Here is a 15,301-nt window from a genome sequence, read left to right on the forward strand (position 1 = left end):
TTAAATACTTTCTGTAATTTCTTTTCGCTTTATTTTTCCGTTTTGTGTTTCAGCGAATTTTGCAACAAACAAAACCTCTTTTGGTTTTTCATACTTATCCAAAACATCAAAAACAGTTTCAGCTATAATTTGTTGTTCCCCTTCAATAATCAATACTAATTTTTCTCCTAAAACAAGATCTTGTTTTGCAGTGACAAAAAATCTGGAATGAATCATAGTAGCTAATTTTTCCTCGATTTGCTCTGGAATTAATTTAATTCCTCCGCTGTTTATGATGTTGTCAATTCGACCTAAAAAAATAAATTGGTTCTCATTGATCAGTTCTACTATATCATTAGTAACAATTGCTTCGCTTGAAATTTTAGGTGCATTAATAACCAGACAATCTCTGTCGTCTTTAGCTATTTTTATATTAGGTAATACTGAAAAAGCCACCTCACCTATTTCCTTTGCCGCAATATGCGTGATGGTTTCCGTCATTCCATAAGTCTCATACACTTTGGTTTTCAATTTACAAAGTCCTTTTTCAAGAGTTTTATTCATTTTAGCTCCGCCAACAATCATTTTTTTGACATTCTTCAACATTGTCAATGAATTTTGAGCCTGTAAAGGCACCATGGCAACAAAATCATATTTAGTTTCATTGTTTAACAAAGGATGTGAACTTGGCGCAACAAAATCAATATCAAGACCCAGGATAAAACTTCTTACAAACATCATTTTTCCGGCTATATATTTAGTTGGCAAACAATGTAAAGCTTTATTACCTGGTTGCAAATCAAAAAAATCACCGGTTGCAATGGCTGAATTTACCATGGCTTGTTTTTCTATTCGAATCACTTTTGGGATTCCAGTGGTGCCTGATGTATTCAATTCTAGATAGGATTTGTTGTCAAACCAATCTAGGATAAAATCACCCACAGCTTTTTCATATTCTTCCCCTTCTTTGATAAAACTATACGCTACTCTGCATAAATCGTTTCGATTTAGATGATAACCATTCATTTTAAATAGATTATGAACATTTTGATACGTAATTGTATTGACCATGATTGCGTTTTTTTTTTATAAATTATTGAAACTGTTCTATTACTAAATTTTTCCAGTTAATTTTTCTTTCCAATTTTTCCAGTTGTATTTTCTACTAAAGATAAATAAAAGTATCGGGTAAATAAAAACAACCGGCACAATAACATCTAATCCCGCAGATGGATCCGAAATATCCTTAAAAACAGAATGTGTCTGAAAGGCAGACCAATCCGAAGTGACCAGCAATGCACCCACTAAATTATTAGCTGCGTGAAATCCCAATGCGAGTTCCATACCCTCATCCATCAAGGTAATCATTCCAAGAAACAATCCGGTTCCTATATAATATACTAAAATAATAGGACCAATCTTAGCTACTTCAGGGTTAAACCAATGCATTCCCCCAAAAATAACAGAAGTCATCAGCAACGGAAACCACTTGTTTTTAGCAAGGTTCGCAAATCCCTGCATCAAATAGCCTCTGAAAATATATTCTTCAGAACTAGTTTGTATCGGAATTAAAACAATACCGATGAGAACCAAAATAGCAAATGGAACAGGCTTAAAATTGATCACAAAATCACTTGGACTATAAAAATAAAATAACAACGTAGATACAACAGTAAATGCCGCCCAAATTAAAAAGGAAAATACGATTCTCTTCCAGTCTACTTTAACCCGTGAAGTAGTTACCGAAAGTAGCGTTTGATGATGCAAATAACGCACAACCAAAATAATACTTCCCATGAGAACCACAAATGAAATCAGGACTAAAAATAAGTTTAAATTGGGCTCAAAAAACTGCATTACGGCTTCATTATTTAAAGGATAAGGTTTTCCTTTAACTGTTGTTTCATAAATTAAAAGAATTATAAGTGGCAACTGACCCAAAGTTGAAGCAAAAATAAATATAAATGATCCCTTAATATATTTCCAAAACGTATTCTCTGATTTTAAACCCTGCGCTATAAACATCTATTTTAATTTAATTTTATACTTGATTAGTTTCACAAACGTTATTTTTGTTACCTCTAATCTAATGCTTTTAACAATTATTTAAAAACGACTAAATATGATACAAATATACCATAATTCACGTTGCGGAAAATCTAGAAATTGCCTCGCATTTGTAGAAAAATCTGAAAAAGAGTTTGAAGTAATCAATTATCTGACAAGTCCGCCCACTTTTGAGCAATTGTCTGCAATTATAAAGAAACTAAATATAGCACCAATAGCATTGGTTCGTCAAAAAGAAAAAATTTGGATTGAAAATTTCAAAGGAACAACGATGAATGAGGAACAAATCATTCAAGCTATGCTATCAAATCCAATTCTGATAGAAAGACCCCTGGTTATCATGGGAAATAAAGCAATAATAGGAAGAGATTTAGAAAAAGTAGAGGCCTTTATTTCCTAAAATTCTTATTTTTTTAATTAACATTTTTTTATGATTTGTACTATTAAACCATCTCTTACTTTTACAATCTAACGACTGTAACCAAAGTTTTTTTAAAATGAAAAAAATGAAATCTGTTTTAATTGTAGTGCTTTTCTTTACTACACTATTTAGTTTTGCCCAACAAGCTCCCACCCAAAAAATTAAAATTTCCGGTAAAGTAATAGAAAAAATCAGCAAACAACCCTTAGAATATGCTACTATAACATTCCTGAATCCTAACAATCCAAAACCGGTTGCCGGAGGAATAACAAATCCAAAAGGAGAATTTGATATAGAAGTTATTCCAGGTGTTTACGATATTAATATTGAATTTATTTCTTTCAAAGTAAATGAAATTAAGCAAAAAAACCTTCAGGTTAACACCAGTTTAGGATTGATTAGTTTAGAGGAGGATGCAAATCAATTAAATGAGGTTATTATTCGATCTGAAAAAACTACTGTCGAAATCAAATTAGATAAAAAAGTATACAACGTGGGTAATGACCTGATGGTAAAAGGTGGAACTGTAAGTGATGTGTTAGACAACATTCCTTCTGTAGCGGTAGATATTGAAGGAAATATAAGTCTTCGTGGAAACGATAATGTTCGCGTTCTTATTGATGGCAGACCCTCAAATGCCATAAATATCGCGGAAGCCTTGCGATTGATTCCTGCGGATGCCATTGAAAAAGTAGAAGTGATCACTAACCCATCAGCACGATACGATGCGGAAGGTGGAGGTGGATTATTAAATATCATTTTGAAAAAAGGAAAAAACCGCGGTTTAAACGGAACATTTATTGGCTCTGCAGGTTATCCTGAAAATAATGGTTTGAGTGGTACATTAAATTATAAATCTGACAACTTTAATCTTTTCACTACTCAAGGATACAACAAGCGGAACAGTCCAGGAAACGCTCTTACAAATACCAATTATTTAAATGCGGACAACACTATCAACAATATTGTAAATGAAACCCGAGAAAATGACCGATTTAGTAAAGGGTACAATGGAAATTTTGGAATAGAATTGTTTTTAAACGAGACCACCGCATGGACCAATACATTCAATTACCGAAAAAATAACGGAGATAATCGGGATAATGTTTTTCAGAATTATTTTGAAGCAGACAATACTTTTGATTACACTCGCAACCGAATCAATTTAGAAAACAGTGATAGTGAAAATGTAGAATTTGCAACTAATTTTACTAAAAAATTCAAAAAAGAAGGACATAAATTAACCCTTGACGGTTCCTTTTCAACTAGTAAAGACCTCGAAATAGCAGTAATTACGGATAGAGCTACCAATACCGCTAAGGTAAAATTTGACAACACCCTCAACAACCAAAGTCAAAGTCGAAATTTACTACAGATGGATTATGTGTTGCCTATTGGCGAAGGAGGTCAGTTTGAGGCTGGATATCGTGGTGATTTTTCAGAATTACTCACGGATTATCAAGTTAAAAATGACGGCCTAATCAATAAAAACTTCACCAATACATTAGAATATAAGGAGAAAGTGAATGCTGTTTACACCCAATATGGAATGAAAATAAATAAATTTTCTGTCTTAGTAGGATTGCGTTTTGAGGATTCTAATATTAATATCAATCAATTGGCAACTAATGATTTTAATACTAAAAAATACAATAACTTTTTCCCAAGCGCCTTCTTTACTTATGAAATCTCCGATAAAAGCAGCGCTTCCGTAAGCTACAGCCGAAGAATACAAAGACCAAGAGGACGAATGTTGAATCCATTCAGCAACTTGTCTAGTAATATCAATATTTTTGTGGGAAATCCAGATTTAGATCCTGCTTTTTCAGATGCTATTGATTTTGGTTATATCAAAAGATGGGATAAACTTACCTTTAATACATCCCTATATGTAAATAAAACAACAGATGTTTTTCAATTTGCAAGAAGAGAATCCGGAGATTTCGTTAACGGCATACCAATAACAATCAGTTCACCAATTAATTTAGCTACAGAATATAGAGCAGGTTTTGAATTCACGTTAAATTATTCTCCGTACAAATGGTGGAAATTAAACGGGAATTTCAATTTCTTCAGAAACGAAACACAAGGAGATTTTGTTTATACTGATTTCAACAACAAAATAATTACACAAAATTTTGACAATATCGCAACATCATGGTTCACCAGAATCACCTCAAAAGTTTCGTTGCCGTACAAAATTGACTGGCAAACGAATGCGACTTATAATGGTGCAGAAAAAAGTGCTCAAGGAAATCGTCTAGGTGTTTTTAGTGCAAACTTAGCATTCAGTAAAGATATCATGAAAGACAAAGGAACGCTTTCGTTTAATATCAGCGATGTATTCAATTCCAGAAAAAGAATGATGGAAACAAACCTTCCCGGATTTGCAAACTCCTACGGTGAGATGCAATGGAGAGTCAGACAGTTTAGTTTGTCATTCACATATCGTTTTAACAAACCAAAAAACGAAAAAGAAAAACAGCCTAAAAAATTGCAAAATGATAACGAAGGAGATTATCAAGGATAATAAAGTAAGGACTCATGAAAATGGGTCTTTTTTTTTATAAATCATCAGAGCTAATAAAATTGAAAAGTAAAAGCATAAAAAAAGGACTCCTTTTCAGAAGTCCTTTTTTTATTTAACAAACAGATTATACTGATTGTTCTTTCTTTGCTTTTCTTTCTTTATACATTTCCCATAAAGCACCGCCAATCCAATATTGAACGAAACCTACAAGAAAAAACATTAACCAAAATCCTATAGTAAGGATGGTTAAGAAAAGTAAAAAGCCTAAATACTGTGAAAATTCAAACATGTTTTCCGGAATTTTTGAATGTAGCCACAAATGTAAGTTTAATTCCTTTTCGTACCAATAAAAAACCATAAAAACTATCAATCAATTTTTATAAAAAAGGAATTATCCGTATTTTTGAACTCAGAATTTGGAGCTATTTCCCGCTGTACGCTCCAATCTTTTCTTTTTGAAAATAAAAAGAAAAGGATTTCCGTTGCCATCGGGGCTAAAAACGTAATAAACAACATAATTATTTTTAAATAACAACAAAATGAAATTCAGAATAGAAAAAGACACCATGGGTGAAGTGCAGGTTCCCGCTGACAAATACTGGGGTGCACAAACAGAACGTTCCAGGAACAACTTCAAAATAGGCCCATCAGCTTCCATGCCAAAAGAAATCGTGGAAGGTTTTGCATATCTTAAAAAAGCAGCGGCGTATGCCAATTGTGATTTAGGCGTTTTACCAGTCGAAAAAAGAGATGCCATTGCTGCGGTTTGTGATGAAATTCTAGCCGGAAAACTAGATGATGAATTCCCATTGGTAATTTGGCAAACGGGTTCTGGTACACAAAGTAATATGAACGTGAACGAAGTAGTTGCCAATCGTGCTCAAGTTCTCAAAGGATTCAACATTGGCGAAGGCGAACAATTCATCAAAGCCAATGATGATGTGAATAAATCCCAATCTTCAAATGACACCTTCCCTACCGGAATGCACATTGCAGCCTACAAAGCAGTAGTTGAAGTTACTATTCCCGGAGTTGAAAAATTAAGAGACACGCTTCATGCCAAAGCAGTTGAATTTAATACAGTAGTCAAAATAGGTCGGACACATTTAATGGATGCTACGCCACTAACATTAGGTCAGGAAATTTCAGGATATGTAGCACAATTGAACTACGGTTTGAAAGCGGTTAAAAATACATTGGCACACTTATCCGAAGTAGCTTTAGGAGGAACAGCCGTAGGAACAGGATTGAATACTCCTGATGGATACGATGTAAAAGTTGCCGAATACATCGCTGAATTTACCGGACATCCATTTGTAACTGCCGAAAATAAATTTGAAGCACTTGCCGCGCACGATGCCATTGTAGAAACGCACGGTGCCTTAAAACAACTAGCCGTTTCATTGAATAAAATTGCCAATGACGTCCGTATGCTGGCTTCTGGACCACGCTCCGGAATTGGAGAAATCCTTATTCCTGAAAATGAGCCGGGATCTTCCATCATGCCAGGAAAAGTAAACCCAACACAATGTGAAGCATTGACAATGGTTTGCGCACAAGTGATGGGTAATGATGTTGCCATCTCTGTGGGAGGAATGCAAGGTCATTATGAATTAAATGTTTTCAAACCTTTGATGGCTGCAAATTTCTTGCAATCAGCCAGATTACTTGGTGATGCTTGTATGTCTTTTGACGAACATTGTGCACAAGGAATTGCACCTAACTACAAACGTATTCAAGAATTAGTTGACAACTCATTGATGTTAGTTACGGCTTTGAATACTAAAATTGGGTATTACAAATCAGCTGAAATTGCACAAACTGCACATAAAAACGGAACAACTCTCAAAGAAGAAGCTGTTCGTCTAGGCTACGTAACTCCAGAAGATTTTGATGCTTGGGTTAAACCCGAAGATATGGTGGGAAGCCTTAAATAATTAATTATCAATGTTGAATTTTTAATTATTAAGCTGTAAATTAGAAACCCTGCAATGTAACGTTGCAGGGTTTCTTTGTATCTATTTATATTCTAAATAGCAAAATTTAAAAATTGATCTTTGCTTACATGGCTTATCTGATTAATTTTTTTTACCATATAAGTCAATTAAGTTTCTTTATGCTTTGAGAAAGAATGTCTTATAGTTTTTATTTCTTATTAATTGTATCCATAACTTCTTTCATGATTCGAATGCTTTTCAATTTGTCTTCATGATCAAAAATTGGGCTTGTAATCATCAATTCATCAATTTGCGTATATTCGATAAATTGTTTCAATTCTGTTTCTAATTTCTTTTTGCTTCCTACAAACGAACAAGCAGTCATTTGATTCACATGAAAATGTTCTTCTTCACGCATAATCCCATCTAGCGAATCAACAGGCGGTTGTAATTGTTTTCTATCATTCCGAATCAAGTTCAAAAACATTTGAGTCAAACTGGTTGATAATTTTTCCGCTTCTTCATCCGTATCAGCAGCTATGGCGTTTACACAAGCCATAGTTTTGGGTGCTTCTAAAAATTGGGAAGGTTTGAAATTTTCTCGATAAAACTCAAATGCCTGATGCATTAGTTTTGGCGCAAAATGACCGGCAAAGGCATACGGCAAACCATTGGCAGCAGCCAAAGCAGCACTATCCATACTGGAACCTAAAATCCAAATGGGAACATTCGTTCCTTCGGCAGGAAAAGCACGCACTTTGGCTATAGCATTATCTTTAGAGAAAAATTCTTGCAGTGCGGCAACATTTTGAGGAAATCGCTGCGATTGCTCAAAGAAATCTTTCCGAATCGCTTGTGCGGTTAATCCATCTGTTCCCGGCGCTCTTCCTAATCCTAAATCAATCCTGTTGGGGAACAATATTTCTAAGGTTCCAAACTGTTCCGCTATAATTAACGGAGCATGATTGGGTAACATTATACCCCCAGAACCCACTCGGATATTCTGAGTCTGGCTGGCAATATAACCAATCAGAACAACCGTTGCTGTACTGGCTACATTAGCCATATTATGATGTTCGGCTAGCCAAAAACGGTCGTACTTTAAACTGTCTGCCAGTTGCGCCAGTGCTGTTGTTTTTTTAAATGTTTCGTTTGCATCGCTATCTTGAGTAATTAATGCTAACTCTAATATGGAAATTGGAATCTTTTTAGTCATTATAAATTTCTGATTTTATACAAAAATAATCATTTTCGGTCGAGCCAAAAATTGTCTGGTGTTAATTGATTTATAATATTATAAAACCAAAAAAAAACATGTCTAAAAACTTTTAATAAAAAAAACCGGCAACGTTGTATTCAGGGCTTTTGGATTCATAAGAAAAAAGATTTATTTTCCATCAACATAATTTTGTAAATAACTAAATCGTGGAGTCAGTTTTCCTTTTTTAGTTATTTTGGCTCTTTGCAAAATTCCATCTTTATCTCCATTGAAAAATGCAGGAATTACATGTTCCATGAACATTTCTCCAAATCCTTCACTGGCATCTTTTGGCAATTCACACGGCAAATTATCAACTGCCATAACCACAATTGCCGCAGGATGAAACACATCCACTTCTTTATCTTCATTTGGCACATACCCATAGAGAGGTTCAGCAATTGTTGATGATCTGAGGGTGCAGGCTATTGGCCCATTCACATCACAAGAAACATCTGCCACTACTTTGATCTTGCAATCATTGGATTGAAGCATTTCTCGGGTCAAAATCACCGGAGCCTCATTGGCATGAAAATGTCCTGTTATATAGATATCAGACACTTTTGTAAATCTTTCGAAATCAGAAACATATTCTTTTGGATTGTGATAAAAATCAGTAAAATCTAAAACCTGCCCGTCTTTTCTTTTGTTATATTCTAAGACATCTATTTGAGTATAAACAGGCTGCGAATAGTTTTTAGTTAAATAATTCTCCACCGAAACTTCCTTTATTTTTATAGCATCCAAAATTTCTTTGGCTCCGTTTCCCACTTTTCCTGTTCCTGTAATAACAAATTTTAAAGGCGGTAATACTAATCGTTTTAAATGAGCTATTAAGGCTTCTTTACCGGATAATGTTTCTGCTTTTGGCAATTTGAACAATTCGAATTTTATTCCAAAAGCACGAATACTGTTGTATGCCCCTACTATCCCTGCATAACGACCAAAACCAATTAACCTGCGATTGTTAGCATCTACAATTGTTTCATAATCGTACAAATCGATATTTTTTTCTAAAACAGCCTGCAATAATTTTTTGTTATAGGGCTGTTCTTTTATGGTATGCGAAAAAAAGAAATAGGTTTTGTTAGGAATCAAATTTTCTACCGGTACTTCTTTTACCCCAAACAAAACATCACAATCACTGATATCATCAGTCAATTCGATGCCTTGATTTTCATATTGAGAGTCGGTAAAAACTCTAATATCAGAGTATTCTACCTTTACCATACACTCTTGATACTGTTGTTTCAGCTTTGTTAATTCATTAGGTGAGAAAACAACTCTTCTGTCCGGCGGATTTTTCCGTTCTTTTAAAATTCCAAATTTCATACGTTTTGAATGCTTTTGACTTAGTTTAATATAACTTTATATCGTTTATTTGTTACAAATATAACAATTTAAACGAATTTGAATTTATTTTAAAATTAAAATCTGCAGGCAGTACACTCCTAGTCACTGAAGTACAAAATGATACAAAAATGAGTACCCTGTCTACTGATAAAATAGTGTTAAGGTTTAGAAAAAATAACAAACAAAAAGGCTTTGATTCTATATATTTGCCTTTCCAGCACCACAGAAATGAATTTTATAAAAAAAACAAAGATACTACATATATACCTCCTCTTTTTGATTTTGAGCTCCTGCGCCAAGGAGAAAAAGAAAGTTGAATTAAGTGATGCCCAACTTCCAAAGAGTACATTGCCTAAAATGAAGCCGTTAACAAACCTAGAGCCCAAACTTACCGCGGAATATGTCGATTCAAAAAGAAAAGAAATAGACTCTTTTTACAAAAAAAATTGGCCCAATAACAGCGCAAATGGAAGTTTTCTGGTTGCTAAAAACGGTCAAATTATTTATGAAAAATATGAAGGGTATGCAAATTTCAAAGATAAAACAGTCATTACTAAATCTACGCCGCTGCACATTGCATCTGTCAGCAAGGTTATTACGGCAACGGCTATTTTAAAATTAGTAAACGCAAAAAGAATCGAATTGGATCAAAAGGTAAATACAATCCTGAAGGAATTTCCTTATCCCGAAATTACGATAAAAACATTATTGAATCACAGAAGCGGCATGCGTAATTACGCCTATTTTACAGATCGAGACAAAACGATATGGGACCGACACAACATACTTTCCAATCAAGACATACTGACGATCATGGCTACAAAAGACATTGGTTTAGAATTCAAAACCGATACCCGTTTTAGTTACTGCAATACCAATTATGCCATGTTAGCACTAATAATTGAAAAAATCACAAAACTTCCCTATAAAGAGGCTATGAAACAAATTATTTTCAAGCCACTTAATATGAAAAATACGTATGTTTTTGATTATGAAAGAGATAAAGATACTGCCGTTACATCCTACAAAGGAAACAAAGTCGAGATAGGAAAAGATTACCTGGATGCCGTTTATGGAGATAAAAATATCTATTCTACACCACGTGATTTATTAAAGTTTGACAGAGCCAGAAATAGCGCTGCTTTTTTAACACCTGAACTACAAAGTCAGGTATATAAAGGCTACAGTAATGAACGCAAAGGAACAAAAAATTATGGTTTGGGGATTCGAATGGTCAATTGGGAAACGGGACAAAATTTTTATTTCCACAACGGCTGGTGGCATGGAAATACTTCAGCCTATATTACTTTGAGAAAAGAAGGAGTTACTATTATAGCACTTTCTAATAAATTTACACGAAAAACGTATAATGTACGAAAATTAGCTGTCTTATTTGGCGACTATCCATTCAAATTAAGAGATGAATAAAAAAAAGAATGATTTTAGAATAGTGATACTAGATTTGCAATAGTAATCCCAATAAAAAGTGTAAATTTGCAAACTTAAAATTCAGGATTGGAATTTTAAACAAAAAGGGGTCGACTGGTTTTGACAGCAAGTCGAATTGATAAGTAAGCACGTCGAGCATTGAGACCTTGCTCGTAAATATAAGATCTTACCATTTTACACGGCGAAAATAACTACGCTTTAGCTGCATAATCCGAATTATAGTACGATTAAGCCACGTTCCTATCAGATAGGAAAGCTGGATTCTCCTTGAAAGCCTTGGTTTGTGGCGTTCAGTTTAGGAGAACCGTAAAAATAAACCTAGATTTCCATGAGCTTCGGGTGGATTTCAAAATTAAGAAGATAAGTATCGTGTGGCTGTTTCTGGCCTAGCACAGTATCGAAAACTCAATCAGAAAATAAACGCGTAGAAAGCTTTTTAGTTGCTTGTTTGGACCCGAGTTCGATTCTCGGCGACTCCACAGAAAGCCTTGTAATCATTTGATTTGCAAGGCTTTATTTTTTTAGTTGCCACTTTCGTTGCTTTTTACCTTGTTAATAAGTATTTTTAAGTAATAAAATTTCTCTGAACTACTCCCAGAAAAAACTTAACTTTTCTAACTTTTCTAACTAAACACAAAAAACCCTTCATTTCTGAAAGGTTCTTTCTAACACTAATATAAGTCTGACAAACTTATTTCTTTACTGAATTTATAATTCTTCTATTAAATCCAGTCTTCTTCATATTCTATTGAATTATGTTTTTTAAAATTCTCTTTTACCTTCTTTTTTTGTTGGTCGTTGTTTGGAACATTTTCCAAAGTCGATTGGCTTTTAATCCATATTTTCAATGCTATAATATTTGCTTTTTTCATTTATTAAATTTTAATTTTATTAATCAAAGACAGTAAAGCCAAAATCCTTTATACTGATTTCATCGTTAGGAACGTCTAAAAATAGCGGTCTATCTTGCACGTTTGGATATTTATAATAAAAGTCTTCAATAATATTTACCAATTCCGTTTTGTTGTACTCTTTACATATCCAAACTTTTAAAGTTGCTCTGAGAATTTCGTTAATATCGTTTTTACTCAATTCATTGTTAAGTATAAAATCCTTTAGTTCTTGTATGTTTGCTATTGTCATTTTAATACTTTGCTTCAAGTTCAGGATTAATACTAGCACCCAGATTTATTATTATTGGATTAAATTCGCTTTCGTTTCCAATGGTTAATTCTGTCGCCTTCAAAGTAGGAACTACAAATTTTGCTAATTCTAAAAGTATCTTTATCCTGTCTTTAGGTTCTAATAAATCAATGTCACTTTGAATTTTATCAAAATTATTTTCTAATAACAAAGAGAATTTTTCTCTTACTTCTGCGGTGTTCTGGTTGGGCGTTCCAGTGGTTCGCCCTCCATATTTAGTTCTTTTCATCATATCTACTATTAACTACTTTAGTTTAAAATTTGCTTCTTAAAATTTGTTTATTTGTCATTATTCTATAAGTTCCAAGTACTGGATGAACACCGATTGTGAGCAAATCCCAAACATTTGAAATTTGTTTCCTTCCGTACTCGTTCAAAAACCCAAATTCTTCTGCTTCATTAAATAAAGAAACAAGTCCTTCTGCTATTAGTAAACTTTTATTTTGTTTTTCATTTTCAGTATAATAAGAAAACATTTCATTTGCCTTTTCAATTTCTTCTTCTGGCACTTCATAAAATCCTTTGTCATTTAATTTGAAATTATTATATAACCATTTGCCAGAATTTACATTGTAAGATTGATATGAATTTTCAATTTCTCCCATTCCCATTGCATCCAGATTAAACTTTTCATCCGCTTCTTTAAATGGATATTTCTTTTTTAAGGTTTCTTTGATAAATCCAATTCCGTTAACTTTTAATTGTTCTTTTTGTTCATTGTTAAATTTTGTTCTCATTATTCTTTCAGTTGAAAGTATAAATAAATTTAATGCTTCTTTGCCCTCTTCCATTTGTTTAATGGTAGCGTTTATTCCTTCTTCATTTTTGTATAAAAATACTTTTTGAAATTCTTTTACTTTTGTCATTGTTTTGTAAATTATATGTTTGTTATTTTAAATTTTTCTTGTAAATAGTAATCGGCTAAATCTCCTTTGTCTTGTATTTCTGGATTGTCTTCTGTAATTCGTGAAACAATTATTTTAAATTCCTTCCATTCATTTGCGTACTGATTCCAGATTGAAAAAGCTTTTCCTTTATCTGGATGAAGTATTATTTTTAAGTCCTTTAAAGGCTCTAATTTGCCCTTATTTAAGAAGGTTAAACCGCCAGAAGCTAACCATATAAATTCTGGTTTTACTATTGTCATTATGAATGCGGTCTTTTCCGATTCCACTATATGAATTGATTTTTCGCTTCTGTCTTTTATTTGATGCAATCCAAAAAGGCAAAAGTCATTTGTCCAGTTTTCAATCTTATGTATCGAGTGCATCCAGTTTACAATTCCGTTTCCTTCCTTGTTTCTCCTTCTGTTTCCGTTTTCATCATAAGCCATTACTTTGATTCCTGTAATGTTTTCCTTCTCGTTTATGTATGGATAACAAATTGATCTATTGTAAAAGTCATTTGTCGAAAATATCATTAATTTCAGTTCAGCATCGAATATTTGTTTTCTTGTAAAAAACCCCTCCAGATACTCACTAAAATTATTATTGTCATCATACTTAAAAGTAACATTATCCAGAAACTCCATTGAATGAAAACTTCCTTCTGGCTTTGCTTTTTTTGGTTCTGGTACATAGTGTAAAAAATCACTTTTAACGCCTTTAAATGAATGTAATTGAATTACGGTGTTACAGTGTTGACAAGTTGCCAAACCTCGTTCCCAGTTAGTCATTAAGCATCTTTGCTTTTGGTTTCTTGTGCTTCTGGTATGTGAACAAATAGGGCAAAGGTTGTATTTCTTGTTTTCATCCAGTTTGTACTGATTGTATGTTTCTATTATGTATTTATCGGTGTTCATATTATTAAATATTTCTTATATATTAATCCTTTGTACTCCCTTACCTTACCCCTATATATAGGGGGTTAAGGTAGTAAGGCACTATGTAGTACCTTATATATGATACCTTAAGGCACTAAGACGCTGTTAAACTCTCCTAACTTATAAGGCTTTAATTTTGCTTCTTGAGTAAGCCAATTATTATTTTTACAATCAGTTATCAGTTTTTCAGTAGCACTTTTCCCAATCTCTTTTTTGAATTGACTTTTGTAAGCAAGTTGTATTTGAGTTTGTAATAAACTGTAACTAAATTCTGCGCCCTTACTAAATACTTCGGTTAATAATTGGTATTTTTTATAGTCTTCTAAATCTGTAATATCAAACTTGTCTTTTTTAGTAGCTACACGTATCTCGAAATTTTCTGCAATTACTGGAATACCTTCTTCATTAATTTCAAAGCCAAACGGATCAAAATCCATATTTCTGCAAGCCTCAGCATTAACTATACTAATTTCTTTGTCTGTTTCGGCTTTGGTAACAGAAATTACAGTTTCGGACTTGTTCATTAATTCTGTACCAATGTGACCCCGTGCGTTTGTATCTGATTTATTTTGATGTAACACCGTAACAATTGAAATAGTAAGTTCCTCAGTCCATTTCAAGAATTTTGAAACAATCATTGTTGCCTGTTCCTCATCATTTATTGAAGTGATTAAATCTTTTGCACCATCAATAAAAACGATTCCGATATTTGGAGTATTGTAAATTGCGTATTCAATAATTTGCAATCTTTCAGATGGTGCATATTTTCGCAATCCGTAAACCTTCAAATTAGTAGGCTCTTTAATCCCTATCATTTTGCACACACGTAATAAAGCGAGTTGTACGTGGTATTTTGATTGTTCAGTATCGAATAGTAGTATTGTTCTTTTATCGTTTGGTAGATGGCTTGTAAATAGGTTAAAGACAAAGTCTTTTGATATTGCAACTGCTATTGCAACAGAAATAAGAAACGATTTTCTACTTTTTGCTTTTCCTATTACTGTCAAAACGTTTCCAAGAGTGCTAACAATACTATCAGCAATTTTCAAGGCAACAACAGGCGGTTCTAATTTGTCAGTTACTCTTATTTCAGAAAGTAAAAGTTCGCCTTTTGCTTCAAAAGGAAGTTTTAGCTCTTTGATTTCTTCGTTTAATGCTTCAAATCCTGCATCAATACTATAATTTTTTGTAAATTCGCCTTGTTCTTGGATATTCCGCTGCAAAGGTCGCCACGATTCCGCTACAAAGTGCACCACGATTCCGCTGCAAAGTACACCACCCA

Annotated in this window: 15 protein-coding genes and 1 other RNA gene; 5 read left to right on the top strand and 11 right to left on the bottom strand. The window is 33.3% G+C overall.

The features are described from left to right. Positions 1 to 1,050 carry an AMP-binding protein gene (locus tag EKM03_RS13805; RefSeq protein ID WP_126740615.1) on the bottom strand — a complete coding sequence of 350 codons (1,050 nt, stop codon included), beginning with the start codon at positions 1,048 to 1,050 and terminating at the stop codon, positions 1 to 3. Between the two features lie 42 nt (positions 1,051 to 1,092). Further along, positions 1,093 to 2,004 (bottom strand): CPBP family intramembrane glutamic endopeptidase, encoded by a 912-nt coding sequence (locus tag EKM03_RS13810; RefSeq protein ID WP_126740616.1) that lies wholly within the window; start codon positions 2,002 to 2,004, stop codon positions 1,093 to 1,095. Between the two features lie 97 nt (positions 2,005 to 2,101). On the opposite strand from EKM03_RS13810, the gene EKM03_RS13815 reads away from it, so the two are divergent. After that, on the top strand, positions 2,102 to 2,446 hold the full coding sequence (locus tag EKM03_RS13815; protein WP_126740617.1) for an ArsC/Spx/MgsR family protein: 345 nt from the start codon (positions 2,102 to 2,104) through the stop codon (positions 2,444 to 2,446). Positions 2,447 to 2,543: 97 nt separating this feature from the next. Then, positions 2,544 to 4,997: an outer membrane beta-barrel family protein gene (locus tag EKM03_RS13820; protein WP_126740618.1), complete on the top strand. Its 2,454-nt coding sequence runs from the start codon at positions 2,544 to 2,546 to the stop codon at positions 4,995 to 4,997. 124 nt (positions 4,998 to 5,121) lie between these two features. Here EKM03_RS13820 and EKM03_RS13825 read toward each other — a convergent pair whose 3' ends face one another. After that, positions 5,122 to 5,286: a hypothetical protein gene (locus tag EKM03_RS13825; RefSeq protein ID WP_091170588.1), complete on the bottom strand. Its 165-nt coding sequence runs from the start codon at positions 5,284 to 5,286 to the stop codon at positions 5,122 to 5,124. Positions 5,287 to 5,536: 250 nt separating this feature from the next. Here EKM03_RS13825 and fumC point away from each other — a divergent pair, with 250 nt between their 5' ends. Next, a complete protein-coding gene (gene fumC / locus EKM03_RS13830) occupies positions 5,537 to 6,934 on the top strand; it encodes a class II fumarate hydratase (protein ID WP_126463367.1) in 1,398 nt (465 codons plus the stop codon). 208 nt (positions 6,935 to 7,142) lie between these two features. Here fumC and EKM03_RS13835 read toward each other — a convergent pair whose 3' ends face one another. Together EKM03_RS13835 and EKM03_RS13840 are read right to left on the bottom strand one after the other, a co-directional pair. Then, positions 7,143 to 8,150, bottom strand: coding sequence for an LLM class flavin-dependent oxidoreductase (locus tag EKM03_RS13835; protein ID WP_126740619.1), 1,008 nt, complete (start codon positions 8,148 to 8,150; stop codon positions 7,143 to 7,145). Positions 8,151 to 8,321: 171 nt separating this feature from the next. Beyond that, positions 8,322 to 9,524: an NAD(P)-dependent oxidoreductase gene (locus tag EKM03_RS13840; protein ID WP_126568657.1), complete on the bottom strand. Its 1,203-nt coding sequence runs from the start codon at positions 9,522 to 9,524 to the stop codon at positions 8,322 to 8,324. Between the two features lie 249 nt (positions 9,525 to 9,773). On the opposite strand from EKM03_RS13840, the gene EKM03_RS13845 reads away from it, so the two are divergent. Further along, positions 9,774 to 10,973 (top strand): serine hydrolase, encoded by a 1,200-nt coding sequence (locus EKM03_RS13845; RefSeq protein WP_126555487.1) that lies wholly within the window; start codon positions 9,774 to 9,776, stop codon positions 10,971 to 10,973. 106 nt (positions 10,974 to 11,079) lie between these two features. Beyond that, positions 11,080 to 11,476, top strand: a transfer-messenger RNA (tmRNA) gene (gene ssrA, locus EKM03_RS13850). Positions 11,477 to 11,716: 240 nt separating this feature from the next. On the opposite strand, the gene EKM03_RS15015 is transcribed toward ssrA, so the two are convergent. The 6 genes from EKM03_RS15015 to EKM03_RS15020 all read right to left on the bottom strand — a co-directional run. Beyond that, the gene (locus EKM03_RS15015) at positions 11,717 to 11,866 is read right to left on the bottom strand and encodes a hypothetical protein (RefSeq protein ID WP_158614867.1); all 150 of its coding nucleotides are present in this window, start codon (positions 11,864 to 11,866) and stop codon (positions 11,717 to 11,719) included. A 19-nt stretch (positions 11,867 to 11,885) separates the two neighbouring features. Then, positions 11,886 to 12,137, bottom strand: coding sequence for a hypothetical protein (locus tag EKM03_RS13855; RefSeq protein ID WP_126564459.1), 252 nt, complete (start codon positions 12,135 to 12,137; stop codon positions 11,886 to 11,888). 1 nt (position 12,138) lies between these two features. Continuing rightward, a complete protein-coding gene (locus EKM03_RS13860) occupies positions 12,139 to 12,426 on the bottom strand; it encodes a hypothetical protein (protein ID WP_126740620.1) in 288 nt (95 codons plus the stop codon). A gap of 25 nt (positions 12,427 to 12,451) precedes the next feature. Beyond that, on the bottom strand, positions 12,452 to 13,063 hold the full coding sequence (locus tag EKM03_RS13865; RefSeq protein WP_126564457.1) for a hypothetical protein: 612 nt from the start codon (positions 13,061 to 13,063) through the stop codon (positions 12,452 to 12,454). Positions 13,064 to 13,074: 11 nt separating this feature from the next. Then, positions 13,075 to 13,998 (bottom strand): DUF6371 domain-containing protein, encoded by a 924-nt coding sequence (locus EKM03_RS13870; protein ID WP_126564456.1) that lies wholly within the window; start codon positions 13,996 to 13,998, stop codon positions 13,075 to 13,077. A gap of 107 nt (positions 13,999 to 14,105) precedes the next feature. After that, positions 14,106 to 15,301 (bottom strand): AAA family ATPase (locus EKM03_RS15020; protein ID WP_158616374.1); only part of this gene is annotated, 1,196 nt, incomplete at its 5' end.

Source organism: Flavobacterium sp. GSP6 (genome assembly GCF_003984855.1).
In the GTDB taxonomy this organism is placed as follows: domain Bacteria; phylum Bacteroidota; class Bacteroidia; order Flavobacteriales; family Flavobacteriaceae; genus Flavobacterium.

Coding starts and splice junctions, on each gene's coding strand:
- EKM03_RS13820 (WP_126740618.1), top strand. CDS start 2,544: ATGAAAAAAATGAAATCTGTTTTAATTGTAGTGCTTTTCTTTACTACA.
- EKM03_RS13870 (WP_126564456.1), bottom strand. CDS start 13,998: ATGAACACCGATAAATACATAATAGAAACATACAATCAGTACAAACTG.
- EKM03_RS13845 (WP_126555487.1), top strand. CDS start 9,774: ATGAATTTTATAAAAAAAACAAAGATACTACATATATACCTCCTCTTT.
- EKM03_RS13860 (WP_126740620.1), bottom strand. CDS start 12,426: ATGAAAAGAACTAAATATGGAGGGCGAACCACTGGAACGCCCAACCAG.
- EKM03_RS13855 (WP_126564459.1), bottom strand. CDS start 12,137: ATGACAATAGCAAACATACAAGAACTAAAGGATTTTATACTTAACAAT.
- EKM03_RS13805 (WP_126740615.1), bottom strand. CDS start 1,050: ATGGTCAATACAATTACGTATCAAAATGTTCATAATCTATTTAAAATG.
- EKM03_RS13840 (WP_126568657.1), bottom strand. CDS start 9,524: ATGAAATTTGGAATTTTAAAAGAACGGAAAAATCCGCCGGACAGAAGA.
- EKM03_RS13835 (WP_126740619.1), bottom strand. CDS start 8,150: ATGACTAAAAAGATTCCAATTTCCATATTAGAGTTAGCATTAATTACT.
- EKM03_RS13865 (WP_126564457.1), bottom strand. CDS start 13,063: ATGACAAAAGTAAAAGAATTTCAAAAAGTATTTTTATACAAAAATGAA.
- EKM03_RS13825 (WP_091170588.1), bottom strand. CDS start 5,286: ATGTTTGAATTTTCACAGTATTTAGGCTTTTTACTTTTCTTAACCATC.
- EKM03_RS13810 (WP_126740616.1), bottom strand. CDS start 2,004: ATGTTTATAGCGCAGGGTTTAAAATCAGAGAATACGTTTTGGAAATAT.
- EKM03_RS15015 (WP_158614867.1), bottom strand. CDS start 11,866: ATGAAAAAAGCAAATATTATAGCATTGAAAATATGGATTAAAAGCCAA.
- fumC (WP_126463367.1), top strand. CDS start 5,537: ATGAAATTCAGAATAGAAAAAGACACCATGGGTGAAGTGCAGGTTCCC.
- EKM03_RS13815 (WP_126740617.1), top strand. CDS start 2,102: ATGATACAAATATACCATAATTCACGTTGCGGAAAATCTAGAAATTGC.